General features: G+C 53.2%; 21 protein-coding genes. 18 read left to right on the forward strand and 3 right to left on the reverse strand.

Going from position 1 to position 23,858, the window contains the following annotated elements; all coding sequences use genetic code 11:
• From malQ to NT073_RS00970, 14 genes are all read left to right on the forward strand, one after another.
• The coding region (gene malQ, locus NT073_RS00905) for a 4-alpha-glucanotransferase (protein ID WP_297367337.1) at window positions 1-2,437 on the forward strand (2,437 nt) is incomplete at its 5' end.
• A 45-nt stretch (window positions 2,438-2,482) separates the two neighbouring features.
• Entirely contained in the window at window positions 2,483-3,463 is a 981-nt protein-coding gene (locus NT073_RS00910) for a TIGR03885 family FMN-dependent LLM class oxidoreductase (RefSeq protein ID WP_297367341.1), read from the forward strand.
• A 24-nt stretch (window positions 3,464-3,487) separates the two neighbouring features.
• Window positions 3,488-3,859: a hypothetical protein gene (locus NT073_RS00915; protein ID WP_297367344.1), complete on the forward strand. Its 372-nt coding sequence runs from the start codon at window positions 3,488-3,490 to the stop codon at window positions 3,857-3,859.
• Between the two features lie 66 nt (window positions 3,860-3,925).
• Window positions 3,926-4,612, forward strand: coding sequence for an NUDIX hydrolase (locus NT073_RS00920; RefSeq protein ID WP_297367347.1), 687 nt, complete (start codon window positions 3,926-3,928; stop codon window positions 4,610-4,612).
• Between the two features lie 215 nt (window positions 4,613-4,827).
• Complete coding sequence (locus tag NT073_RS00925) at window positions 4,828-6,123, forward strand: glycosyltransferase family 87 protein (protein WP_297367350.1); 1,296 nt, start codon at window positions 4,828-4,830, stop codon at window positions 6,121-6,123.
• Window positions 6,124-6,322: 199 nt separating this feature from the next.
• Window positions 6,323-9,124 (forward strand): TonB-dependent receptor, encoded by a 2,802-nt coding sequence (locus NT073_RS00930; RefSeq protein WP_297367353.1) that lies wholly within the window; start codon window positions 6,323-6,325, stop codon window positions 9,122-9,124.
• A gap of 171 nt (window positions 9,125-9,295) precedes the next feature.
• Complete coding sequence (locus NT073_RS00935) at window positions 9,296-10,885, forward strand: hypothetical protein (protein WP_297367356.1); 1,590 nt, start codon at window positions 9,296-9,298, stop codon at window positions 10,883-10,885.
• Between the two features lie 256 nt (window positions 10,886-11,141).
• Window positions 11,142-11,495 (forward strand): protease inhibitor I42 family protein, encoded by a 354-nt coding sequence (locus NT073_RS00940; protein WP_297367359.1) that lies wholly within the window; start codon window positions 11,142-11,144, stop codon window positions 11,493-11,495.
• 28 nt (window positions 11,496-11,523) lie between these two features.
• The gene (locus NT073_RS00945) at window positions 11,524-12,588 is read left to right on the forward strand and encodes a C1 family peptidase (protein WP_297367362.1); all 1,065 of its coding nucleotides are present in this window, start codon (window positions 11,524-11,526) and stop codon (window positions 12,586-12,588) included.
• 302 nt (window positions 12,589-12,890) lie between these two features.
• Window positions 12,891-13,793: an SDR family oxidoreductase gene (locus tag NT073_RS00950; RefSeq protein ID WP_297367366.1), complete on the forward strand. Its 903-nt coding sequence runs from the start codon at window positions 12,891-12,893 to the stop codon at window positions 13,791-13,793.
• 27 nt (window positions 13,794-13,820) lie between these two features.
• Complete coding sequence (locus NT073_RS00955) at window positions 13,821-14,069, forward strand: hypothetical protein (RefSeq protein ID WP_297367368.1); 249 nt, start codon at window positions 13,821-13,823, stop codon at window positions 14,067-14,069.
• A gap of 61 nt (window positions 14,070-14,130) precedes the next feature.
• Complete coding sequence (locus NT073_RS00960; RefSeq protein ID WP_297367371.1) at window positions 14,131-14,871, forward strand: succinate dehydrogenase/fumarate reductase iron-sulfur subunit; 741 nt, start codon at window positions 14,131-14,133, stop codon at window positions 14,869-14,871.
• 131 nt (window positions 14,872-15,002) lie between these two features.
• Window positions 15,003-15,410 (forward strand): hypothetical protein, encoded by a 408-nt coding sequence (locus NT073_RS00965; protein WP_297367375.1) that lies wholly within the window; start codon window positions 15,003-15,005, stop codon window positions 15,408-15,410.
• An 18-nt stretch (window positions 15,411-15,428) separates the two neighbouring features.
• Window positions 15,429-16,292: a manganese catalase family protein gene (locus tag NT073_RS00970; RefSeq protein ID WP_297367378.1), complete on the forward strand. Its 864-nt coding sequence runs from the start codon at window positions 15,429-15,431 to the stop codon at window positions 16,290-16,292.
• A 502-nt stretch (window positions 16,293-16,794) separates the two neighbouring features.
• Here NT073_RS00970 and NT073_RS00975 read toward each other — a convergent pair.
• Together NT073_RS00975 and NT073_RS00980 are read right to left on the reverse strand one after the other, a co-directional pair.
• Entirely contained in the window at window positions 16,795-19,452 is a 2,658-nt protein-coding gene (locus tag NT073_RS00975) for an excinuclease ABC subunit UvrA (protein ID WP_297367381.1), read from the reverse strand.
• A 296-nt stretch (window positions 19,453-19,748) separates the two neighbouring features.
• The gene (locus tag NT073_RS00980; RefSeq protein ID WP_297367384.1) at window positions 19,749-20,048 is read right to left on the reverse strand and encodes a hypothetical protein; all 300 of its coding nucleotides are present in this window, start codon (window positions 20,046-20,048) and stop codon (window positions 19,749-19,751) included.
• 230 nt (window positions 20,049-20,278) lie between these two features.
• Here NT073_RS00980 and NT073_RS00985 point away from each other — a divergent pair, with 230 nt between their 5' ends.
• From NT073_RS00985 to NT073_RS00995, 3 genes are all read left to right on the forward strand, one after another.
• Window positions 20,279-20,560 (forward strand): hypothetical protein, encoded by a 282-nt coding sequence (locus NT073_RS00985; RefSeq protein ID WP_297367388.1) that lies wholly within the window; start codon window positions 20,279-20,281, stop codon window positions 20,558-20,560.
• A 226-nt stretch (window positions 20,561-20,786) separates the two neighbouring features.
• Window positions 20,787-21,581 (forward strand): SDR family oxidoreductase, encoded by a 795-nt coding sequence (locus NT073_RS00990; RefSeq protein WP_297367390.1) that lies wholly within the window; start codon window positions 20,787-20,789, stop codon window positions 21,579-21,581.
• Window positions 21,582-21,653: 72 nt separating this feature from the next.
• On the forward strand, window positions 21,654-21,839 hold the full coding sequence (locus NT073_RS00995) for a hypothetical protein (protein ID WP_297367393.1): 186 nt from the start codon (window positions 21,654-21,656) through the stop codon (window positions 21,837-21,839).
• A 902-nt stretch (window positions 21,840-22,741) separates the two neighbouring features.
• On the opposite strand, the gene NT073_RS01000 is transcribed toward NT073_RS00995, so the two are convergent.
• A complete protein-coding gene (locus NT073_RS01000; protein WP_297367397.1) occupies window positions 22,742-22,933 on the reverse strand; it encodes a cold-shock protein in 192 nt (63 codons plus the stop codon).
• A 424-nt stretch (window positions 22,934-23,357) separates the two neighbouring features.
• Between NT073_RS01000 and NT073_RS01005 the strand changes: the two genes are divergently transcribed.
• Entirely contained in the window at window positions 23,358-23,681 is a 324-nt protein-coding gene (locus NT073_RS01005; RefSeq protein ID WP_297367400.1) for a hypothetical protein, read from the forward strand.
• Window positions 23,682-23,858: the final 177 nt, after the last annotated feature.

The following is a 23,858-nucleotide window of genomic DNA, read 5'->3' on the forward strand; positions in this document are numbered from 1 at the left end:
CGACGAATGGATTGCCGCCGTGCAGGAATGGCAGCAGCTCAACAAAGACCTGAAGTCGACCGATACGGGCAGCGACACCACCTCCGAAGCGCCCGACGCCAACGACGAGTATTTTATTTACCAGACCCTAATCGGGGCCTACCCCATGCCGGGTCAGGAGAATCCCGATTTTGCAGACCGGCTCGAAGAGTACCTGCAAAAAGCCATGCGGGAAGCCAAACGTAATTCAACTTACGACGCCCCCAACGAAGCCTACGAAGCCGCCACACAAACGTTTGCCCGGCAGCTGCTCGACGCCAAACGACCTTTCTGGGCCAGTTTCCAGCAGTTTCACCGGCGCATAGCCGACTTTGGCATTATCAACTCGCTGGCGCAGGTGCTGCTCAAATGCACCAGTCCGGGCGTGCCGGATATTTATCAGGGCTGCGAGGGTTGGGACCTGAGCCTGGTCGATCCCGACAACCGGCGACCGGTCGACTTTGCCCCTCGCCAGCAGGCACTGAACGAGTTAATGAGCCATGACCCGGAAACCCTCTTACCGGACCTATGGGATACCCGTTACGATGCCCGGATCAAGCAGTGGCTTGTGCATACTCTATTAGCCGAGCGCAACCAGCACCCCGAATTGTTTGCCCACGGACATTATGTGCCCTTGTCGGTAGAAGGGCATTACAAACAGCATGTGCTGGCGTTTGCCCGTCGGTATCAGCAGTTGTGGTATGTAGTGGTGGTACCGCTGGGTCTGGCTCGGCTGTGCCGCCAGCAGAAGACGGATGCCTTGGGTCTGGCGTGGTTGGATACGCGCGTCATCCTGCCCGATGGCGCCCCCACTACCTGGCAGCACCGCCTGATCGAGCAGGAGGGCAAAGCGACTGATGGCCTTCTGGTGGCCGATTTATTTGATAAACTGCCGCTGGCCGTACTAACCCTCGAAAAACTGCCTAATGAGCGCAGTGCGGGCATTCTAATTCCGATTACCTCACTGCCATCGCCCTTTGGCATTGGCGATTTTGGTCCGGAAGCTGTGGCATTCGCTGATTTCCTCAGCCGCAGCCAGCAGACGTACTGGCAGGTGCTGCCGCTCAACCCGGTAGCGGGCGAATGCGCTTACTCGCCTTACAGCGCCATATCGAGCATGGCGGGCAACCCGTTTTTGCTCAGCCCTAACTGGCTGGTTGAAGATGGCTTGCTGACAGAGGCCGACTTACCACCCTGTCATCTGCCCATTTCTTCTGAAGTTGATTACGAAGCTGTTTACCGAACAAAAAAAGAACTCCTCAAAAAGGCTTACGAAACGGCCAGACAGCAGACAGACAGCAACGACGACTTTGCCCGGTTTTGTGAGCAGGAAGCGGATTGGCTCGACGACTTTGCTCTCTACGCCGTTCTGAAAGAGCATCACAATAATCAGCCCTGGCACCGCTGGCCAAATCCGTATAAATCCCGTCAGACCAAAGCGCTGGACCAGTTCCGGGCCGAGCAGACGGAGGCTATCAGGGAGGTAAAATGGCTCCAGTTCATGTTTGCCAGCCAGTGGAATAGACTGAAAAGCTATTGCAACACCCTGGGCATTCAGCTTTTCGGTGATCTGCCGTTCTACATGAATTACGACTCGGTGGACGTGTGGGCAAACCCGGAGTTTTTCAGCCTTGATAAAGACGGTGCCATGATTGGTGTTGCCGGTGTGCCGCCCGATTACTTCAACGCTAACGGCCAGCGGTGGGGCATGCCCGTATTTCGGTGGGATACGCTTAAAGAACAGGGTTATTCGTGGTGGATCGACCGCCTGCGAAAGAATCAGGAACGCTACGATTTGCTGCGGCTGGACCATTTCCGGGCCTTTGCCAGCTACTGGGAAGTGCCCGCTCACGAGGAAACAGCCATTCAGGGCGAATGGAAACCGGGGCCGGGGGCCGACTTTTTCCGGGCGGTGCAAAGCGAATTAGGCGAACTGCCCTTTGTAGCCGAAGACCTGGGCGACATCGACGCTGATGTATACACGTTACGGGATCAATTCGGCTTGCCGGGCATGAAAGTCATTCAGTTTGCTTTTGGCGAAGACATGCCCGAAACCGTGAATATACCGCATCACCATACGCTCAACTCCATCGCTTACACCGGTACGCATGACAACAACACAAGCGTGGGCTGGTACCGGCAGGACAGCAGCCACGAACACCGCAGCCAGTTGGAACGCTACGTAGGCCATCCGGTATCGCAGCTCGATGTGCATCTGGTGCTGGGTCGGCTGGTGTATGCGTCGGTTGCCAATACTGCCATTTTACCCTTACCCGATGTGCTCGGCCTGGACGAATCGGCCCGGCTGAACACCCCGGCTTCGGACGCCAGCAACTGGACCTGGCGGCTGCTTCCCGGGCAACTGGACCAAACCATAGAACACCGCCTTCGGGAATGGACCACTGTGTACAACCGTTAACGGGTTCATTTTTCATCTTACAGCATTTATTATAGACACAACGTTATGCTAAGAATAGGTTATCACGCATCGCACGAGCAATTTAAGCCTAGCACCTTACTGGATTATATTCAGTTGGCGCAACAAGCGGGATTTACGGCGGGCTCCTCATCAGACCATTTTCATCCGTGGAGCAACCGGCAGGGCGAAAGTGGTTTTGCCTGGTCGTGGTTAGGGGCCGCTTTACAGGCAACTGCATTGCCATTCGGGGTAGTTAACGCCCCCGGTCAGCGCTACCATCCGGCCATTATTGCGCAGGCAGCCGCCACCCTCGCCGACATGTTTCCGGAACGATTCTGGGTAGCTATGGGTACCGGGCAGGCTCTCAACGAAGCCATTACCGGCGACAAGTGGCCCGCGAAAGCCGACCGCAACGCCCGCCTGAAAGAGTGTGTCGACATTATCCGGGCCTTGTGGGATGGCGAAACCGTTACGCATAAGGGGCTGGTGACGGTTGAGGAAGCAACGCTATACACCCGGCCCGCCATAAAACCACTGCTGTTTGGTGCCGCCGTAACCAGCAAAACCGCCGAATGGGTAGGGAGCTGGGCCGATGGGTTATTAACCATTTCGCAGCCCCTCGATCAGCTCCGGGAAGTCGTAGAGGCTTTCCGGCGAGGGGGTGGCGCGGGTAAGCCCATGCATTTGAAAGTACAGCTTTCGTACGCCGATACGCTGGAGAATGCCAGAGCCGGGGCTTACGATCAGTGGCGGGGTAACATTTTTCCGAACGGTATGCTTACCGATCTCCGCCGGCCCGAGCAGTTCGATATGGCCGGTGAACTCGTCAACCTGGCCGAAGTGGATAAGATGGTTCATATCTCGGCAGACACCAGCCAGCACATGGCGTGGTTGCAGGAGTATATCGACCTGGGTTTCGAACAGCTTTTTCTGCACAACGTTAACCTTGAACACGAACGGTTCATCGACGACTTCGGCCAGTACGTACTTCCTGATCTGCTGCGGCCAAGATATGCCAGTTTATAAGCGGCTTCTCAACCCAACGATACTATGATTTATTGGTCAATCAGAACAGCAATCCTTGGTCTAGTTTTGCTCAGCGGTTGCAAAACCGGTACCCGGGATATTGATTTCGTCAGCAAGCAGTTTGCGGCTACGTACAATATCGATTCGACAAAAGGCATCGACAGCACCAATCTGGCCAGCCTGATGGGGTCAAAGGCCGTCTATAGCTTCAGCAAAGACGGCAAAGGCATGAATCATTTACAGATGGGCATGGTGTCAAGAGATACACCCTTCACCTGGAAGGTTGAACAGGATAGTCTGTACATCGACAAAAAAGGGTATGCCATTGAGAAAATTGATAAAGGGTTCACCCTCCGCTCCGACTCTGCCAAGATTTTCCTCAGCCAGCAGCCCTAATCTCTTGTACCCGACGGCAGGCCGGGTAGCCGGTGCCATGCGGTCGGGTACTTAACTAAACTTACAATGGACTCCCAACAGCTCAACGACGCATCGAAATACAAAAACTGGCGGGCTCAATTGCTGAAAAGCCAGATTTCCATCAACCACATTAATCCACTTTATATTCATCGGGCGCAGAAAGATGGCAGCATTTTATACGCCCTGCTCAATCTGGACGCCAACACCCCGGAGGGCACAACCATGAACCCGATCTGCTTTCTCAAAGGCGATGCCGTTTCCATGCTGGTGGTTCTGATTGCCGAAGAAACGAACGAAAAATACGTGCTGCTGGTGAAACAACGGCGCATCTGCAACGGCGACTTCACCTACGAACACCCCGCCGGGATGGTCGATGAGGAAGACTCATCACCCATTGAGGTGGCCGCGCGGGAATTGGGTGAAGAAGCCCAGTTGGACGTTGACTCATCCGAATTGACCCCGCTGTTTAATAAACCCCTGTACTCAGCTACCGCCACCAGCGACGAAGCACTGCACTTTTTTTACCTCGAACGGCGAATGCCACTGGCCGATATACAGGCTCTGAACGATAAATCGACCGGGGCTGAAGGCGAGAATGAGCATACGCAGTTGCACATCGCAACCTTGCCCGAAGCGCACGGACTGGTGAGTAATATTCATGGCGTGATGAGCCATTTACAGTACCTGCAAAAGGTGGGCGATTTCGAAACGTTGACGAAGCTGCCGGGCTGACCAAGCAGTAAGCAGTAAGCCAATTGACGGTGCACGCGAGCGTGCACCGTTAAAAAAACTTAACCGGTACGTTTATTAACACAGTAAGTCTATAACACTAATTACAATAACCTGAAAATAGACTTACTTTGCCGGTGATAAGGCTTGTAAGAGAAGGCCTTATTTCTCACGGCCTGGCCGACAAAACTCAACGTTAATCAGTCTTTTTCACAATCATGACGGCAGCAGGCCCATTAAGCAACCAATCGCCGAAGTATTCAACCGCATCGATCGTACTGGCCGTTATCATTCTTGCCTATTGTGTTTTCTGTGCTGTTCAGGGGGGCGATTTCGATGTATTTCTGGATGCCGGCCATAAACTGGCTACGCAACAGAATATTTACCGGCCACCGTTTGCCAAAGGGCTTCAGTACTATTATAGTCCATTCTTCGCCTTATTGCTGTTGCCATTCAGCTACCTTCCTTTTGTAATTCCTGAACTAGCGTGGCTGCTGTTGTCGACGTTTTTGCTGTACAGAATATGGGTGTTAACGACCCGGTATCTGGACATGACCGTGTTGACGAAGAAAGAACATCGAATCTGGATTTTTGCAGTTTTCTTTCTGTCGCTGCGTTTTTTACTGTACAACTATTCGATGATCCAGATGACAATCTTTCTGATGTGGGCCACCCTGGAAAGTTTGTCTCTTTTCGAGAAAAATCGCCCGGTCGTAGGGGGAATATTGTTCGGGTTTGCCTGCACAACCAAGCTGTTACCCCTTATCTTTCTACCGTACCTGATTTACCGACGGCACTTCACGGGCTTTGCGTACACCCTGCTGTTCTTTGGGTTCTTCCTGATTGCACCCGCTCTTGCCTTTGGCTTCGATTTCAACACATTTCTGCTGAAAGAATGGTGGCTGGTTATTAATCCGGGTAACGCAGAAAACGCCATTGAAGCCGATCTGGGCACCCATAGTCTCGTTAGCCTGATTCCCGTGTACCTGACCGAAACGCACAATAAGATTGACATACAGCGAAACGTTCTGACGCTCACCCCCGAGCAGGCTGTATTTGTTACCAACATTGCCCGGCTGATTTTTGTAGCGGCTACCCTGTATTTTCTCAGAAGCCTTCCCTTCAAACGCAATACGGATAAAATTCAGACGATCTGGGAGTGTTCATACCTGTTTCTGGTGACGCCGTTGCTATTCCCGCACCAGCAGAAATATGCGTTTCTTTACATTGCTCCTTCCGTTATTTATTTGGTTTATTACCTGCTTATTTCGTTCAAACGGAAGAGCCGGAACCGCCACATTCTATTGATTATTTTTGCCATCAACGCACTCATTTTTACCCCGTTTATTTCGAGCGATCTGTTAGGCCGGTATGCGTATGATGTCCTGCAACACTTCCGGATCTTGACCGTGTCGACCATTGGGTTGTGCGTGATTCTGGCGTTTTGCACGGCGGCAAAACTCCGGCAGAAGCTGGATTTGGGCATTTCCCAGCCCAAACCCTTACAGGCTTAACCGCTGCCTTATACCAGCAGTCCGAATACCGCAACCCGGCTATGGTTGAACCAGGCGGAGTAAGCCGTGAATCCTGGTCCATTGGCTAAATAATCAATTGTAACAAAAGAGAAAGGAGCCCCGCTGTAGTTGTCAGCAGAGTGAGGCTGGTGGATCACCATGCCGTGAACCGCCGTCAACCCCTCGCTGCTGTTCAACTATGAGAAACACATACCTGTATCGCTGGCTGATTCTGGCCAGTATCTTTTCCTTGTTTATTGCGCTCACAACGTCCGCCCAAACCATTAGCGGACAGGTAACCGATGCCACCACGGGAACCGGTCTGCCGGGTGTTTCGGTGCTGGTAACCGGCCAGACAGCCGGTGCCATTACCGATGCAAACGGGCTTTACAACCTGTCGGTTGGTCCGGGCTCGTACACTCTCCGCTTTAGTTTTGTAGGCTATACAACCCAGAATATCCCGGTTCAGGTTACGGCGGGCAACACCTCCACCGTGAGCGTCAAACTCGTGGAAGGGCTGGCAAGCCTTAATGAAGTGGTAGTCGTGGGGTCGCGCTCGACCCAGGCCCGCACCAGCACCGAAACGGTAGCGCCGGTCGACGTTATTCAATCGCGTGATTTACAGGCGACGGGCCAGATCGACCTGACCCAGCAGCTGAACTTTGTAGCCCCGTCGTTCAACTCGTCTCGACAAACGGTGTCGGACGGTACGGATCACATCGACCCGGCCACCCTGCGTGGCCTTGGCCCCGATCAGGTACTGGTGCTGCTCAACGGCAAGCGTCAGCACAACCAGGCCCTCATTAACATAAACGGCACCATCGGTCGCGGTTCGGTAGGGACGGATTTGAACGCCATTCCGAGTTCGGCGATTGAGCGGATTGAAGTGCTGCGCGATGGGGCGTCCTCGCAATACGGCTCCGATGCCATTGCGGGCGTCATTAACCTCCGCCTGAAAGAACGGCCCGGCACAACGGTCAATGCCCAGGTGGGGCAGTATTACAAAGGCGATGGTCAGGTGGCACAAATTGGTATCAACCACGGTTTTAAACTCGGCGAAAAAGGTTTTCTGAGCCTTACGGGTGAGTTTCGCCACCGGGGCGCTACCAATCGCGCGGGCGATTACACCGGACCGGTTTACACTAACTGGAATGTAGGCCAGCAATCGGGCGAGAGTGCTGCGGCTTACGTAGCGCGTCGGCAGAACCTGTATCAGCAAGACCAGACGTTGATTCAACAGAATAATTTCAGTCTGAAGAACAACCTCCAGGTAGGTAACGCCCGCGTCGACAACGCCGGTTTCTTCCTGAATGCCCGCGTTCCGATTGCCAACAGCAACGCCAGTTTTTACGCATCAGGCGGACTCAACTACCGGCGTGGGCTGGCGGGCGGTTTCTACCGCTATCCGTACCAGACCTCGCAGGTAATTACGTCTATTTATCCCAATGGATTCCTGCCCAATATTCAGTCGAGTATCAACGACCAGTCGCTGCTGGTGGGGGTTAATGGCGAAACGATGGGCTGGCGATGGGATATCAGCAACGTGTATGGCGGCAACTCGTTCCGCTTTGATGTAACCAACTCCAACAACGCATCGCTGGCGTACCTGGGTACTCAAAACAATCCCACTTCATTTTATGCCGGTACACTCAGCTTTTACCAGAACTCGGCCGATGTCAGTGCCGCCAAGGATTTCGGGAAGCAGCTTGGGTTAACGTCGTTCAACGTGGCTACCGGCCTCACCTATCGCAACGATCAGTACCGCATCAAACCGGGTGAAGCGGCTTCGTACCTGAACTTCAGCCCCACATCGGGCCAGATTGGCGGCTCGCAGGTGTTTCCGGGCTACCAGCCTGCCAACGCGGTCAATGCCACCCGGAACGTGTACGGCGGCTACATCGACCTTGAGTCGGATGTGACAACCCGCCTGCTGCTGAATGCAGCGGGTCGATATGAGTATTACAGCGACTTCGGCGGAAACCTAGCCGGGAAAATAGCGGCCCGTTATCGGTTCAGTGAAGCGTTTTCGCTGCGGGGCTCTATCAGCAACGGCTTCCGGGCACCTTCCTTACACCAGCGGTATTTCAGCGCCATCAGCACAGTCTTCGTATCGAACGGCACCATTCTTGAGCCCCGCCAAACGGGTACGTTCCGCAACGACAGCCCAATTGCTCAGGCCTTTGGCGTACCGCCACTGGGTGCCGAACGCTCGACCAATTACAGCATCGGTATTACCTCGCGGCCATTGCCGAACGTGAGCGTTACGGTAGACGCGTACCAGATCAACATCACCAACCGCATTATCTACAGCAACCAGTTTTCGCGCGGTACAGCGGGAGCGGGTCTTATTGTGGCCAATATCCTGAACGGGGCCGGGCAAACGGATGTGAACAGCGCCCAGTTTTTCGCCAATGCCGTAAACACCCAAACGCAGGGAATTGACGTGGTCATTGCGACCAACCCACGGCTCAGAACGGGTACGCTGGACATAACACTGGCGGCCAACTTCAACCAGACGAAACTCGTGGGCGACATTCAGCGGCCCGCCAACGTGCCAACGGATGCCACCTTCGGCAATTTCCTGTTCAACCGGCAGGACAGCGCCCGGCTAACGGTAGCCCAGCCCAAAAGTAAAATACAGCTGACGTTCAACTACCGGCTCCGTAAGTTTGGGGCAGTGCTGCGTTTCTCGCGCTTTGGCACGGTACAGGCCTACGACCCGGCCAACCCCGCACTGGACGAGATCCAGAATCCTAAACTCATCACCGACCTGAGTTTGTCGTATCGCATCCTGAAAAACCTCAACATGACGGTGGGGGCAAATAACCTGTTCGATATTTATCCTGACCGGCTCCGCGTGGCCAATTACCCGACGCCGGAGCGATACGGGGCCGCAGCACTGGATAACTCCTCCTTCGGGCGGTTCGTCTACAGCCGTAGCGCCACGCAATTTGGGTTTAATGGCGGGTATTACTTTGTAAACCTGTCAGCAAATTTTTAGAGACCATGGGTGTCGGGTTCTGGAACGCCACCCGGTCAGATCAGACACGCCTTTTTTGTTAACCACAGAGACACAGAGCGCACAGCGGTATCTGTCTATGCACACAGAGCCTGCCCATAAACCTCTGTTTCTCTGTGGCTTAGCATCTTACAATCAGAATACTTGTTGATCATGGCGAATCAGCTTCCTTATTACGACTGGGTGCCCTCGTGGTTACGTGATGTGGGCGTTATCGTCTTACTGATTCTGCAAAGTTTTGTGTTCGGGCTCAGCACGGATATGCTGCCGGAGCTGACCGGCGAACTGGGTACCCTAGCCGAAAACGTCAAGTTCATCATTCAGGCCAATGCCATTGGGTTCCTGTGTACCCTCCCACTCTATTACCGGTTTCGAAGTTTTTTCAAGAAAAAAGACCTACTGCTGGGTGCTTTGCTGCTTCAGCTCGTCCTGGCACTGGCAGCGGGCCAGATGGCGTTTGTTCCGGGTCTCTGTCTGCTTAATTTCTGCATCGGCATCACCAAGTGTATGGTCACGCTGGACATGATCGGGCTTCTGATGGCGCGTTTCAACCCCACCAATAACCGGGCGTTTTTCTACGGCTTATACTACACCATTGCCAAACCGGTGGCGCTCCTCGCCGACCTAAGTCTGGCGTGGCTCATTCACCAATACAACTGGCATTATGCCGCCTGGCTATCGGTACCCGCCATTCTGGCGTCGATTGGTATAACCGCTTTGCTCTTTCATGGTGAGCGTCTGCTGCCTAAAGTCCCGCTTTCGGAAGTCGACTGGACAGGCGCGGTATTATTGACGCTAACCTGCGTGCTATTCACCTTCATTGCTGATTTCGGAAAATATTACGACTGGTTCAGCTCAGCCATTATCGACTGGTCGGTAGTGTTTTTTTTACTGGTGGCAACCCTGTTTGTACTTTGGGAGCTTCGGCAGGAACGACCCTACTGGAACCTCCGGATTTTCGGCCAGTATAAACAAATTCGGCTGGGCATACTGCTCATGCTGGTACTTTGCCTGTTCATTTATTCGTCATCGCTGGCCCGTCAGTTTGCCTTGGGGCTGGTTAAAGGGGATAGCTGGTTTCTGGGCCGACTGACAGTATCGACACTGCTGGCTTACCTCATCAGCTTCCCGCTTTGCAGTTGGCTGCTGGCCCGTCAGGTTTCGTATCGACTGCTTTTACTAACCGGCTTTGTCTGTTACATGCTGTCGTACGGCTACATCGTCGTGCTTATTTCTCCTGGCATCGACCCCGCCAATCTATACCTGTTTTATTTTCTACAGGGCATTGCCTACGGGCTAATTTTAACCACCCTGTCGACCTTTGCCTCTACCGATATCCTGGTGGCCGACAATCCGCATCGGGCCTTTGCCAGCGTAGCCGCCCGGTCGGTTATTGGTCTGGTAACGGTAGGCTCGGTCTGGGATAATGCACTATTTCAGCGGTCGGCGATTAACCGCAACAACCTGATTAGTCGTCTTACAGGCGAAAATGGCTCGTTTCAGCAGGAGGTTCAGCTGCTTATTCGCCGATTTACGCAGGCAGGATTCGACCCACAGCACGCCCGGGCCGCTGCCGATCAGCTTATGTATCAAAAAGTAGACGCCCAGGCGATGCTGCTGGCCGATAAGGATTTATTTGCCAGCCTGCTCTTGCTGACCGTGGCCATCGTGCTATGCATTCCGTTCATGCGTTCGCTGGAGATGCATAACGTACGTCCCACCAACCAGTATCCGCTGGTGTAAACGCTGCCAGCTTCGTTACAAACCAGTAATTGTGCCCACATGGGCCGCCCCGCCCGGACGATTGCTTACCCGGCTGAATCAGTCTGGCCGATCCATTCTTCTTTCTCCACCCGGGTCATTTTCTGCCTAAGTTACTCCTCTTGTTTCCATCCCTCAACGCGTTCGCGACTAACCTTCTGAAACAACAGTAACACGTCTTTTCTTTTCACAATCTTACCGTATGCTATGGGCAAAGGCTCATTCGCTACTACCAGTCATGACCATCGGGCTACTACTGCATATCGTATTGAGTTGCACTAATCTGATGCCGCCGGAGGACTCGGCCAGACGGGTCAGGCAGGGCGAAGTATTTATCGTCTCAATGCCATCGTCCATCGGTACAGGCTACACCTGGCAGTTGGCTAGCCCCGCCGATAGTACTCATGTTACGTTCATATCAAAGCATTATATAGCCGCGAATAACCTCGACGGCGGGCCGGGAACAGACCAGTTTACCTTCAGGGCGGTAAAAAAAGGGTGGGTTCGCTTACGCTTTCAATACGTCCGGCCCTGGGAGAAAATGCTACCCAAAGACACACGCTACCAGACCTTTTCGATTACTATTTTTTAACCCAGCTTATTAAATCCCTATTCTTATCATGAAACCAATTTCCCTTCGTGCCAGCTTGCTGGCCGTGTGCCTTCTGGCTACCAAAACCCTGTTCGCTCAGGCACCTGCCGAGCTGCCCCAAATTTATCAGGCCCGCGAACGTCAGGCCCCCGCTCAGCTTAAAGCCACACTTGTCGAACAGCGAAAGCTGATTGCCAGCCGCAAGCTTACCTTCCAGGTGGCTAACACCGGTGTATCGACGCTGAGCCTGGCCGTGCTGGCGGGTGAAAAAAACGAGCTGTCGGAAGCCGAACGCGCCCGAATTAAAACGCAGGTGACCAGTATGCGGCTCGATCCGCGGTATAGCGTCCTCCTTCAAAACCTGCAAAAAGTCTGTTTCGCCGACAAAGCGAAATACGATGCCCGGGTAGCCAATCTGGTATCGCCGGTTCGTAACCAGCGCTGCGGCAACTGCTGGGCCTATTCGGCCGTAGGAGCGTATGAGTCGAGTTACATTAAAGTCAACAGTACGGCCAGTACCGGAATTGATGCCTCTGAGCAATATGCAGTCAGTTGCTCTGGTGGCGGCAACTGTAGCGGTGGCTTTGCCTATAAAGTGATGGAGTGGCTGGTGAACCAAAACAAACGACTGGCTACGGAAGCCAACTTCCCCGATACCGGTACGAACGGCAGCTGTCCGGTTGCGACTCCCGCTACCGATTACCGGGCAGTATCCTGGGGTGTTGTCGATCCCTCCGGCGACATCAACAAAATTGCATCGGTCGCCCAGATCAAAGCAGCCATCTGTAAGTATGGCCCCGTAGCCGCCAGTGTGCAGGTAACTCCTCTTTTCCAGAACTATGCCGGAGGCACGTTCAATGAAACCCCCAGCAATCCGGCCAACCCATCAACGAACCATGCCATCCTGCTGGTTGGCTGGGACGACGCTCGCCAGGCCTGGCTCATGAAAAATTCATGGGGCACCAGCTGGGGCGAAAACGGGTACATGTGGATTGGCTACAATAGTAATAACATTGGCCGTCGGGCCGCCTGGATCGTTGCCAAAAAACGCACCCTGGTCCTGGCAAACCCAACGGTAGTGGCCCGGAAGTAGTAGAATGGTTATTGGTTATTGAAAGCACCCCATTAACCATTCAAAAAGCTCGGCACATCCATGTCGGGCTTTTTTTGAAATACAGATGGTGTTGGTCGAGAAAATGGCCCGGGCCGCTCGGCATAGTCACAGACTATGCCCAACGTGGGCCAATAGGGTTGCCTTCTTCCAGTAACCAATAACCCAAAAAAGCGGGAATGAGGTGGTTTGAACCGCTACCTCATTCCCGCTTTTTTTGCCAAACGATTTGGTATAAGACAGGTATAGTATAACGTATTGGCAATTCAAAAAACAAATACGTTATGAATCCAACTTCCCAAAATTTCGCATCGACCCAGCAGGACCCGCTGACTAAATATCCGCAACCCCCTCATCCCGATCAGCAACAGTCTGTTCCCGGCACCGAAGCCGAGATGCAGCCCAAAGCCGACCACGGCGAAGAAACATACCGGGGGTCAGGCAAACTAACGGGCCGGAAAGCGCTCATCACCGGGGGCGATTCAGGAATTGGCCGGGCCGTAGCCATTGCCTTTGCCCGCGAAGGAGCCGACGTTTTGATTTCCTATCTGAACGAAGATCAGGACGCCCGTGAAACGGCCCGTCTGGTGGAAGAAGCCGGTCGGAAAGCCGTACTCGTTCCCGGCGACATCAGCGATGAGGCTCACTGCAAACAGCTTATCCAACAGGCCGTCAGCGAGCTGGGTGGACTGGATATTCTGGTTAACAATGCCGCCTTCCAGATGGCGCACGAATCCCTGCAGGACATCAGCAGTGAAGAGCTGGACCGCACGTTCCGCACCAACATCTTTGCGATGTTCTACCTCTGCAAAGCAGCCGAGGAACACATGAAACCCGGCAGTACGGTGGTCAACACGACTTCCGTAAACGCATATAAGCCCAGTCCGCAGTTGCTGGCTTATGCCGCCACCAAGGCCGCTATTCAGAACTTTACGGCCAATCTGGGTCAGGTATGGGCCGAGAAAGGTATTCGGGTCAACTGCGTAGCGCCGGGCCCCATCTGGACCCCGCTTATTCCATCGACTATGCCCCCGGAGAAAGTAAAGACTTTCGGGCAGGATGTACCGCTGAAACGCGCCGGTCAACCCGCCGAGCTGGCACCCGTTTATGTGCTACTGGCGTCCAACGATTCCAGCTACATGACGGGTAGCACCGTTCAGGTAACAGGCGGTTCGCCAACAATCTAGTGTCTGTGACCCGTAAACGAGAGCACAATGAAAATAGGCGAACGGCTGCTCAAACACCTCAATAAAAAGTATGGCCCATCACAGATGGTCGCCTTTACGTTTGGCCGATACGACGTTGCCACAAAAACTGATGAAGAGGGTAACCCTGTACTTCTGTTCATCGGCAAAGCCGACGACCGGGGTATTATAAAAGGTGACCAGTTTACCCGCCGACTGCTGAAAGACCCCAGCGGAGCGGTTATAAAGGATCATTGGGACTATAAAGGGAAGGTATAAACACTAGATTTTAAAGCTGCGCCGACCCGAGGAGTCGATATGGCAAAACAGAATCAATTGTATGAATATAACACTCAAAGTCTGGCGACAGAAGAACACGAGTACACCGGGAAAGTTAGTCGAATATAAACTGGCTAATATCGACCCGGACATGTCGTTTCTGGAAATGTTCGACATTCTGAACGGCGAATTAACCCATAAGGGCGAGCAGATCATTGCTTTTGACCACGATTGTCGGGAAGGGATCTGCGGCTCCTGCGCCATGTACGTAAACGGCCGGGCGCATGGCCCCCAAACCGGTGCTGCCGTTTGTCAACTCTATATGCGCAGCTTCAACGATGGCGACACCATCATTGTGGAGCCTTGGCGCTCGCGGGGATTTCCGGTTATCAAAGACCTCTCTACCGACCGCTCGGCTTTCGACCGGATTGTGCAGGCGGGGGGCTACATCTCCGTCAACACGGGAGCAGCTCCCGAAGCCAACGAAATACTGGTATCGCATGAGATACAGGAGACCACTATGGATGCTGCCGCCTGCATTGCCTGTGGTGCGTGTGTAGCAGCCTGTAAAAACGCATCGGCCATGCTGTTCGTGAGTGCGCAGGTTTCGCGTTTTGCGTTGCTCCCGCAGGGACAGTCCGAACGGCGGGTACGGGCCGAGCGCATGGTGGCTCAGATGGATTCGGAAGGATTTGGGGCCTGCTCCTTTACCGGTGCCTGCGCCGTAGAGTGCCCAGCATCCGTATCGCTGGAGAATATAGCCCGCCTGAATCGGGAATACCTCGGTGCCAAAATCAGCTGATCGTGACTGGGGTGACGCAGCGTCTGACCCAGTCGGCCGTTTCCTCACATGCGCTCATTCTTTCGGGGATTTCCCGAAGCCAGTTTGTTAATCTAACGAGTGCAATACAAATACTTAAACCAATTCAACGCATGAAAACTTCACTAATGACAGTCGCTCTGCTGGTAGCAGTGGCCATTGGCGCTCAGGCGCAATCGGGCAGCAATACAGCTAATACTTCGGGCGGCACAACCGGTTCCGGCACCCATAAAACGAGCGGCACTAACTCGGGTCGTGGTACGGCGTCGGGCCAAACCGGCACATCGGGCACCAATGGCCATAGCGCCGGGTCGACCGTTGGTTCCGGAACGAGCGGTTCGGCATCCGGAGCCGGTATTGGCAGCAACAACGGCCAGACGGGCGCGGGTACCTCAGGACAAGGCTCGATGGGCAGTAAGTCGGGCGGTAAGGGTAAAATGCACCAAAGCAGTGGCAACGGCAGCACGTCGAGCGGTTCCGGTACTGGTAGCAACGGCAGCAGCCGCAAAAACAATCAATAACCCCTTAACCCGATCAGCATGTTCTATCACGATAAGAAATTACAATTTAAAGTACGGGTCGATAAACCCAATCCACAATTTGCACGGGCCTTACAGCAGGCCATTGGCGGCATTGAAGGCGAAATCCGGGTATGTCTGCAATATTTGTTTCAATCCTGGAATTCACGTGGTCCCCAACGGTATCGGGACATGCTGTTAGACACCGGCACCGAAGAAATGGCCCACATTGAAATGCTGGCTACGGCGGTGTCGCTCAACCTGGAAGGGGCATCGAGCGGGGTAATCGAGAGCATCGTGGGTGGCGACACGCTCATGGAAAAGATTGTGGGTGGTGGCGATCCCCGCCATTTTCTCTCGGGTGGACTGGGCGCACTGGCGGCTGATGCCAACGGTGTACCCTTCAACGGATCGTGGGTGGTAAGCTCGGGTAACATTGCCGCCGATATGTACGCCAACGTCATGGCCGAGTCGACCGGTCGGGTACTGGCCACGCGCTTATACGAACTCACCGACGATGCCGGTATGAAAGACATGCTTTCGTTCCTGATTGCCCGCGACACCATGCACCAGCAGCAATGGCTGGCTGTACTGGAAGAGCTGGGTAACGGCGACATCCGCAATGTGCTGCCCATTCCCAACAGCTTCCCCCAGAGCCAGGAGCATCAGGAATTCAGCTATGCGTTTGTCAATACGAACATCGACCCAGACGAGCCCTCGGCGGGTCTGAACCGTCGCTGGACGCAGGGTCCTTCGCTCGACGGCCGTAGCGAGTTCCGCGAAATGAAAGCCCAGCCCATCGGTGGTGAGCCCAAGTTAGCGCCCCCCATCCCCGAAGGCCACGCGCAGGTAGAGCAGATCGAAAAAGCCAACTCGAAAAGCTAGGCTGTCTGTTTTAAACTAACAAGTCCCAATTATTCAGTGACAAGCTGGATAGTTGGGACTTTTGGTGTTTGTGGGGCCTGTGTCCTGTTTCGTAAGCGGAACCAGATTATCTAGTACAAACGTAACGATTTAGGGACATGTTCGTGCCTGACTTAGGTCGACACGGACCACGGTCGACAAATCAGTTTTCTGCTCATTCGACGGCTCCAATTAACAGGTCAACCGCCCCGACACTTAAGCTTGGATAGCCTAAGTGGACTGAATATGACAAAGAAAATGTCTGGATCAAGCTATTTGAGGAGCGTTAAGAAAGTACAAAACTGTCATGAATCAAAAATCAGCGTCTCGTGAAATGGAGGGTATTTTGAGGTAAAATGGTACGCCACTAAAATAGCAACCTCTTGTTTGGGCCACTGCCTCCTGGTAGTTCTGTTAAACTACCAGGAGGCAGTGGCCCAAGATGAAACTAACTTAGTAGCGCATTGACTTGTAATGACGTTGGTTAGGGGGGACTTAGCTCGGACTTCAGGATGTTCGAAAGGAAAGGAGCTGTGCGGCTTGCCTCACACGCGGCAATCTCAGCGGGAGTGCCTGCCGCAACGATCGTGCCGCCGTGATTCCCGGCTCCGGGTCCCACGTCGATTACCCAATCACACTGGGCGATCGTACGCATATCATGCTCGACGACGATAACGGTATTGCCTGCATCAACCAGGCGGTTAAGCTGAACCAAAAGCCGGTCGACATCCCGCGGATGCAGGCCGGTGGTCGGCTCGTCTAACACGTAAAGGGTGGTGCCCCGTTGTGTGCGTTGCAGTTCGGTGGAGAGCTTAATGCGCTGGGCCTCCCCGCCGGAAAGCTCGGTCGCGCTTTGCCCAAGTTTGAGATAACCCAGGCCAATATCCCTCAGCGTGTCGAGGGACCGCAACACCAACGCTTCCTGAGCAAAAAACAGGCAGGCTTCCTCAACCGTCATGTTCAGCACATCCGCAATGGATTTGCCGTTCCAGTTGATCTCCAGCGTCTTTTCGTTATAGCGTGTGCCATGGCAGGTCGGACAAGGGGCATACACGCTCGGCATGAACAGCAGCTCAATGCTGACCTGGCCTTCTCCTTCACAGGTGGGGCACCGCCCTTTGGCGACGTTGAAGGAAAAACGCCCGGCATCGAAGTGTCGCCTACGGGCTTCCGGCGTGGCGGCAAAGAGTTTTCGGACCTGATCAAAAAGCCCGGTATAAGTGGCCAGGTTGGAGCGTGGGGTTCGTCCGATTGGTTTTTGATCCACCTCAATCAGGCGCTGGATGGCCTCGATATCGCCCCCCAATCGACCGATGGTTTTTTCGGCGGGGGTATTTTCCAGCGTATCTTCCTCGGCCTCTTCCCGTCTCATACCCAGATGCACTGCTACCAGATCCAGCAGAGACTGGCTCACCAGGCTGGATTTGCCAGACCCCGAGACACCGGTTACGGCGGTAAAGCAACCCAGCGGAAACGAAACAGTCACCCCCTGGAGATTATTTCGTCGGACTCCTTCCAGACGTAGCCAGCCTGTAGGGGAACGGTTGGAGGACGAGAGCCGGGCTGTTTCCTCAAACAGGTAGGGCCTGGTGCGGGACTCGCTGACCTGCCTAAGGCCTTGTGGTTCTCCACTGTAAAGAATACGCCCGCCCGCGCTGCCTGCTTCAGGGCCAACATCAACCAGCCAATCGGCACGGCGCATCAGCTCAACGTCATGTTCGACCACGAAGAGCGAGTTGCCCGACGTTTTGAGCCTGTCCAGGGCGTCGAAGAGCGCGTGGCCATCGGCCGGGTGCAGCCCGGCTGTCGGCTCGTCCAGCACATAGATGACCCCAAAGAGCTGGGAGGATAGTTGAGTGGCTAGCCGCAGCCGCTGCAACTCACCGGATGAGCAAGTGGGCGTACTACGGTCAAGCGACAGGTAACCCAGGCCCAGCTCGATGAGCGTTGTCAGGCGATCCAGCAGGTCACCGCATAGGCGCTGGGCAGCGATGCGCTTTTCCGGCGAGAGATCATCCGTACGGCGCACATCCGGGGCGCCCTTGTGCGCTGAACCACCTGCCTGCAGGCGCCGATCCAGCGCGTCTTTTGCCGCTTGGCGACTCACCAGCGACGTTGACGAATTCATGTCGGCGGCAAACTCGCCATTCGCGGCCGGGGTGATAACGTCTGCCAGTTGGTCCAGGGAGAGGTGGGAGAAATCGGCGATGTCATAGCCGGCGAAGGTAACCGAAAGGGCTTCGGGCTTTAAGCGCTTGCCCTGGCATACCGGGCAGGGGCTACTAATCATAAACTGCAACACGCGTTTGCGCATGGCGGCACTGTCGGTATGGGCCAGCGTGTGCTCCAGGTTTCGCCGGGCGCTGCTGAAGGTTCCCTGATAGCTCGGTTCCATCTTCAGTCGCTGAGCCTGACGCGTTTCGGTTGGGGTAAGGCCCGCATAGACAGGAACTGTCGGCTGCTCGTCCGTAAAGAGAATCCACTGTCGGTCCTTTTTGGGCAGGTCTTTCCAGGGTATGTCGATGTTATAGCCCAGGGAGACTAAAATGTCGCGCAGGTTCTGACCGCCCCAGGCCGTGGGCCAGGCAGCAATAGCCCGCTGGCGGATGGTCAGCGACGGATCCGGAACCATCGACTCTTCGGTCATGGTATGCACTCGGCCCATGCCCTGGCAGCGGGGACAAGCCCCTTGGGGAGTATTGAAGGAAAAATCCTCTGCATACAGCATCGTCTGGCGGGCGGGGTAGGTGCCCACGCGCGAGTATAGCATGCGCACCAGGCTTGAGAGGGTCGTCAGACTACCTACCGTCGAGCGGGCATTGGGCGTGCCGCGTTGCTGCTGAAGGGCGACGGCGGGCGGCAGGCCGTCAATCGCGTCGACATCCGGCACGCCCACCTGATCGATCAGCCGTCTGGCATACGGGGAAACCGATTCAAGATACCGTCGCTGTGCTTCGGCATAGAGGGTGCCAAAGGCCAGGGACGATTTGCCCGAGCCGGAGACACCGCTGAAAACCACCAGTTGATTGCGTGGTATGGAGACGTCGATATTTTTGAGGTTGTGCTCACGAGCGCCCCGCACGCGGACAAATCCGGATGCTGCTTTATCGTCCTGGTTGTTGGCGTTTGTTCGTCGAGCCATAAAGGGATACCGAATGCGATTGTTTTTTTTGGCAACCTGCCTTAAAAAGCCCTAACGGATCCCCTTTTTTTTCAATTGTAATTTGTATTGAATGCTGGGCAAAACGTTAACAGACTCTCTTATACACGCAAAAAAGTCTACTATTTATATATCAAATTCATGGACACTCCTTCGTCTCACTAAAAACGGTAAACAGCTTCATTAGTTTAGAAGCGACGGCTGGTCAGGCGGATGGAAACCCGACGTCTTGACGCGCTATCGCGGGCTTCCTCCTGCCTGACCAGCCGCCTAATCCCTTATTGTGGCGCAAAAACAACCCGCATCGTTTCTTTTTTATTGAACAGATCGTAGCCTTTCATGCCCTTATCAAGCGACATTTTGTGGGTGAGCATAAACCTTGAAGTAAGCTCTCCTTTTTGCAGATGATCCAGCAGCCGGGAAATGTAGCGCTGCCCGTGTTGCTGGCCCATTCGGAAGGTCAGGGCTTTGTTCATGGCCGCACCCATTGGAATACTGTCGACCAAGCCGCCATACACGCCGATAACCGAAACCGTGCCGCTTTTCCGACAAGCCAGGATGGCTTCCCGCAGCACCATTGGCCAATCAGATTCCAGCCGAACAAACTGCTTGGCTTTATCGTCATTACAAAAACGCCTATTGCTGTTGCCCTAACAACCCTGCTTGTTTAAAACGTTACTCACCAAAAACCAATCGTCTTCTGGCCTCAATAATGGGGCAATACAAAGTCTATGAACAGTGAGCGTGTCGCCTTGGTTGTTATAGAAAAAACAACATGCAAACGCCCTACGAGTATCTACAAGCACGATTGGCTTCCCAGCAACCCCTGATGGAGACGGAAGAAGGGGGGTATTTAGTCTCGGAGGTGACTGTCATTGATGAGACGACGAATGCTTTTACATTTAGCCTGGCTGGTTATGGCATGATGGCTGGCAGAACGTTGGCCGGAAGCGTAGAAGATTCACAAGATGGCAACTATCCAGGCACCTACAATTTTGTGGCTGGCGACGTTGATGCAAACAAGCCCGTGCACCAAAACTACAGCCACGACAACGTCCTGTTGTTCTTTACGCAGGGAATCACCGTCTAGCTTTAAGGCTAAGCATATCCGTAGCTCGACCGTCACCAGAAACCGTTAGGCTGCTGGTGACGGCCTGGCAATAGATTACCATCTTAACCTGATGGCCACCTATAATCCTGTGATACAACGCGTAGCCGTATGGGTTGAGCCAATCGCATCGTGCAAAGTGTACCCATCCTGACCAGCGGGCACTAGGCCTAATTGACTAAAGAACTAACGTTTAAACACGAAAAAAATGGATTTGCAGGTACGCGGAAAAACGGCTTTGGTAACCGGATCAACGGCTGGCATTGGGTTGGCGATTGCTAAAACATTGGCTCAGGAAGGGGTCGAAGTCATACTCAATGGCCGAAATCAGGAGCGAGTCGACGCCCTGGTCCATCAACTGACGGCTGAATTGCCCGGTACGCGTTTTCGAGGCATAGCGGCTGACTTCAGCCAGGTCGAGGAAATCAACGCCTTGTTGGCCCAGCTACCTCAGGTAGACATACTGATCAATAACGTGGGCATATTTGAGCCCAGGGAGTTTACGCAGATATCCGATGAAGACTGGTTCAAGTTTTTTGAGGTCAATGTGATGAGCGGAGTTCGGCTCTCCCGTCATTATTTCCCCAACATGTTGGCCAACGGATGGGGGCGGATCATTTTTGTCTCCAGTGAATCGGCGCTGCAAATCCCGACGGAGATGATTCACTACGGCACGACGAAGACGGCTCAGCTGGCCATCTCGCGGGGGTTAGCCGAACTGACCACCGGTACCGAAGTGACCGTTAATACGGTGTTGCCTGGCCCGACCTTATCCGAAGGGGTTGGTGACTTTATCGGCAGTATGGCCGCCAGCCGTCAGGTGTCGGTAGAGGAAATGGAAAAGGACTTCTTCAAACAGGCCCGCCCGACCTCTATCATCAAACGGTTTGCTACAACCCAGGAAATAGCCAATTTGGTGGCTTATCTGTCGAGCCCACTGGCTTCTGCCACGAACGGAGCTGCCGTCCGGGTAGATGGGGGTGTTACCAAGACCATTGCCTAATCGAGTGCCATCCATCTACTAGTGGACAGGCCATTTCTGAAAGTTAAGATCTACTGACCACTACCTATATTCTTGAATTATGCCCGGCGTGGTGCCGATAAGCCGCTGTTACTGATCCATGGCCTGGGAAGTTCCCTTAAGGTCTGGGATCTGATTGTCGGTGAGTTAGCCATTCACCAAGAGGTTATTGCGCTGGATCTGCCCGTTTCGGGCAGTCACCTGCCCTGGTCGGGGAGGTATCTATTCATACCCGGCTGACGGCTGATGCGGTAACCGATTTCTTAACCCAGCACCAGCTCCTAGGCATTGATGCCGTCGGCGATTCGGTGGGGGCCCGGGTGGTGCTTGAATTAGCCCGACGGGGCAATGTGGTCGGTTCGGTTGTATCCCTGGATCCGGGTGGGTTCTGGCAAGGCTGGCAGGTGGCCTACTTCTATGACCCGGTCCGGCTATCGGCTCAATTATCCAGTATCTACCTCGGCAAAAGAGTCTGAAGTTACCGGAAAAGTTTTTCTTGGTGTGGGTGGTTCGGTGGTGCTGGTAGGTCTATTTCTCACGTTTGGCCTGAAACGATGAGGCCACATCGGATCATGAAGGCATCTCTTGCGTCTGCTACGATCTAGGGGCTATATCTTTAAACTAGTGCGATAAAACCAGCTAAAGCCTTATTCTAAATATACCATTCTTGATTTTTCATGTCTGGAGAAGAATTTAATTGCTACTCCTTGGATAAATACATTTTATAGTTATAGTGATTTCGTCCAGGGAAACCCTTGCCCGCATGAACGCTCATTCTGAATTATGGGAATGATCTAACCTTTTCTTGGGAGCCAGAAAGCGTTCACGAAAAGGTTGCTTTTTGTGGATGCAGGCTATGAAAAGTATGACTAACTGTAACACCTATTTTGCCTGTTGCTTAAATCGCGATGGCGAAAATTCTAATTGGGGAGTACTACATGACGCTGCTAGTACAAAGATTAACAAAGGCCTGATCGCTAACGTATTTCTTGTAAATGACTCACCTATTAACCAGCTTAAACAAGGTAATCTAATCCCCCTTTACGACCAGTACATTTTAGCTAACCGAATTACCTCTACAAAAAAAGAACAGGCCGCCAAGCCTGTTCTGTCTCTACTGCCTAGTGATTGACCCAATGGCCTTAGGTACGTTTAACGTTGACCGCATTCAAGCCCTTCTTGCCCTGCTCGACATTGTAGGTTACTTTGTCGTTTTCCCTAAGTTCTTCGTTAGTCGCTGAAATGTGCACAAACACATCCTCGCCCCCGTCGTCGGGTTTAATAAAGCCGAAGCCTTTACTCTCATTGAAAAATTTGACACTCCCTGTTGGCATTGTGATAGGATTAAAGTTTGGCTCAAGGACGCCAGAAGTGGCCAACTTACCAAACAGGGTTATTAAATGGTATGCTTCTGATAGCGGGTCTGATAAGTAGCCCGGTTATTTAGTGTACGTTAAGGTCTGACTAACTTTGAGTGAAACATCGCCAAAGTGGCTATTAATTCCTAAATTGTATAATTCGTAGTCAAGGTGCATATAAAATCTTATGTTAATGAACTGTTCTAAGATTACATGCTCTACACAAACCCTGAAAACAGGGCGAATTGTAACTCAGAAAGAGAGAGTAAAAGGCTAGTATAATATCAAGGCATTATCTGTAGATTGGTCTACCAACTATGAGTAAAGAACCGCTACAAACGGCTTCAAAATCAACATTCTCTCAGATTATAGAACAGATTTAAACCTCAACTCACAAACTATGAAATCGGCTATCATCTTTCTGTTAACAGGGTTCACCACTAGTCTAAGCGCATTGGAGGAACCAGAGATCAAAGTGACAAGAGTGTCTACTACTACGCAGATTGAAACTGCCAAACGGCAAGCTCTTCAACGCTTCGGCATTAACGCAGAGGTACAGGTGATCAAGCGAAATAATAAAGGGGAAATTACAGACTTGAAGTATGTACGGTATGATCAGGCTGGTAAGGAATCCAGCTCCTGCGAGTCTGATAATTTTGGTTTGTTGATTATCACTCGAAACGGATGCAAGATCGCAGATTTAGGCCATGAGAAGGAGATATAACCCTATGCGTTAACCTGATTGCAGTGGCTGTTGCAAAAGTCGATGCCTGCTTATCTTATCGCTGCAAAAAGGTGATTTTTAACCATCAAATAGCCTTTGTCCGGTAGTTAAATTTAGCTCCTAAGCTCCAGTTCAGACTTCTGCAACAGCCGCCTGAATTATGATAAGTAACACAGT

Source organism: Spirosoma sp., assembly GCF_026391055.1.
Lineage (GTDB): Bacteria > Bacteroidota > Bacteroidia > Cytophagales > Spirosomataceae > Spirosoma.

Coding starts and splice junctions, on each gene's coding strand:
- NT073_RS00910 (WP_297367341.1), top strand. CDS start 2,483: ATGCTAAGAATAGGTTATCACGCATCGCACGAGCAATTTAAGCCTAGC.
- NT073_RS00915 (WP_297367344.1), top strand. CDS start 3,488: ATGATTTATTGGTCAATCAGAACAGCAATCCTTGGTCTAGTTTTGCTC.
- NT073_RS00920 (WP_297367347.1), top strand. CDS start 3,926: ATGGACTCCCAACAGCTCAACGACGCATCGAAATACAAAAACTGGCGG.
- NT073_RS00925 (WP_297367350.1), top strand. CDS start 4,828: ATGACGGCAGCAGGCCCATTAAGCAACCAATCGCCGAAGTATTCAACC.
- NT073_RS00930 (WP_297367353.1), top strand. CDS start 6,323: ATGAGAAACACATACCTGTATCGCTGGCTGATTCTGGCCAGTATCTTT.
- NT073_RS00935 (WP_297367356.1), top strand. CDS start 9,296: ATGGCGAATCAGCTTCCTTATTACGACTGGGTGCCCTCGTGGTTACGT.
- NT073_RS00940 (WP_297367359.1), top strand. CDS start 11,142: ATGACCATCGGGCTACTACTGCATATCGTATTGAGTTGCACTAATCTG.
- NT073_RS00945 (WP_297367362.1), top strand. CDS start 11,524: ATGAAACCAATTTCCCTTCGTGCCAGCTTGCTGGCCGTGTGCCTTCTG.
- NT073_RS00950 (WP_297367366.1), top strand. CDS start 12,891: ATGAATCCAACTTCCCAAAATTTCGCATCGACCCAGCAGGACCCGCTG.
- NT073_RS00955 (WP_297367368.1), top strand. CDS start 13,821: ATGAAAATAGGCGAACGGCTGCTCAAACACCTCAATAAAAAGTATGGC.
- NT073_RS00960 (WP_297367371.1), top strand. CDS start 14,131: ATGAATATAACACTCAAAGTCTGGCGACAGAAGAACACGAGTACACCG.
- NT073_RS00965 (WP_297367375.1), top strand. CDS start 15,003: ATGAAAACTTCACTAATGACAGTCGCTCTGCTGGTAGCAGTGGCCATT.
- NT073_RS00970 (WP_297367378.1), top strand. CDS start 15,429: ATGTTCTATCACGATAAGAAATTACAATTTAAAGTACGGGTCGATAAA.
- NT073_RS00975 (WP_297367381.1), bottom strand. CDS start 19,452: ATGGCTCGACGAACAAACGCCAACAACCAGGACGATAAAGCAGCATCC.
- NT073_RS00980 (WP_297367384.1), bottom strand. CDS start 20,048: ATGGTGCTGCGGGAAGCCATCCTGGCTTGTCGGAAAAGCGGCACGGTT.
- NT073_RS00990 (WP_297367390.1), top strand. CDS start 20,787: ATGGATTTGCAGGTACGCGGAAAAACGGCTTTGGTAACCGGATCAACG.
- NT073_RS01000 (WP_297367397.1), bottom strand. CDS start 22,933: ATGCCAACAGGGAGTGTCAAATTTTTCAATGAGAGTAAAGGCTTCGGC.
- NT073_RS01005 (WP_297367400.1), top strand. CDS start 23,358: ATGAAATCGGCTATCATCTTTCTGTTAACAGGGTTCACCACTAGTCTA.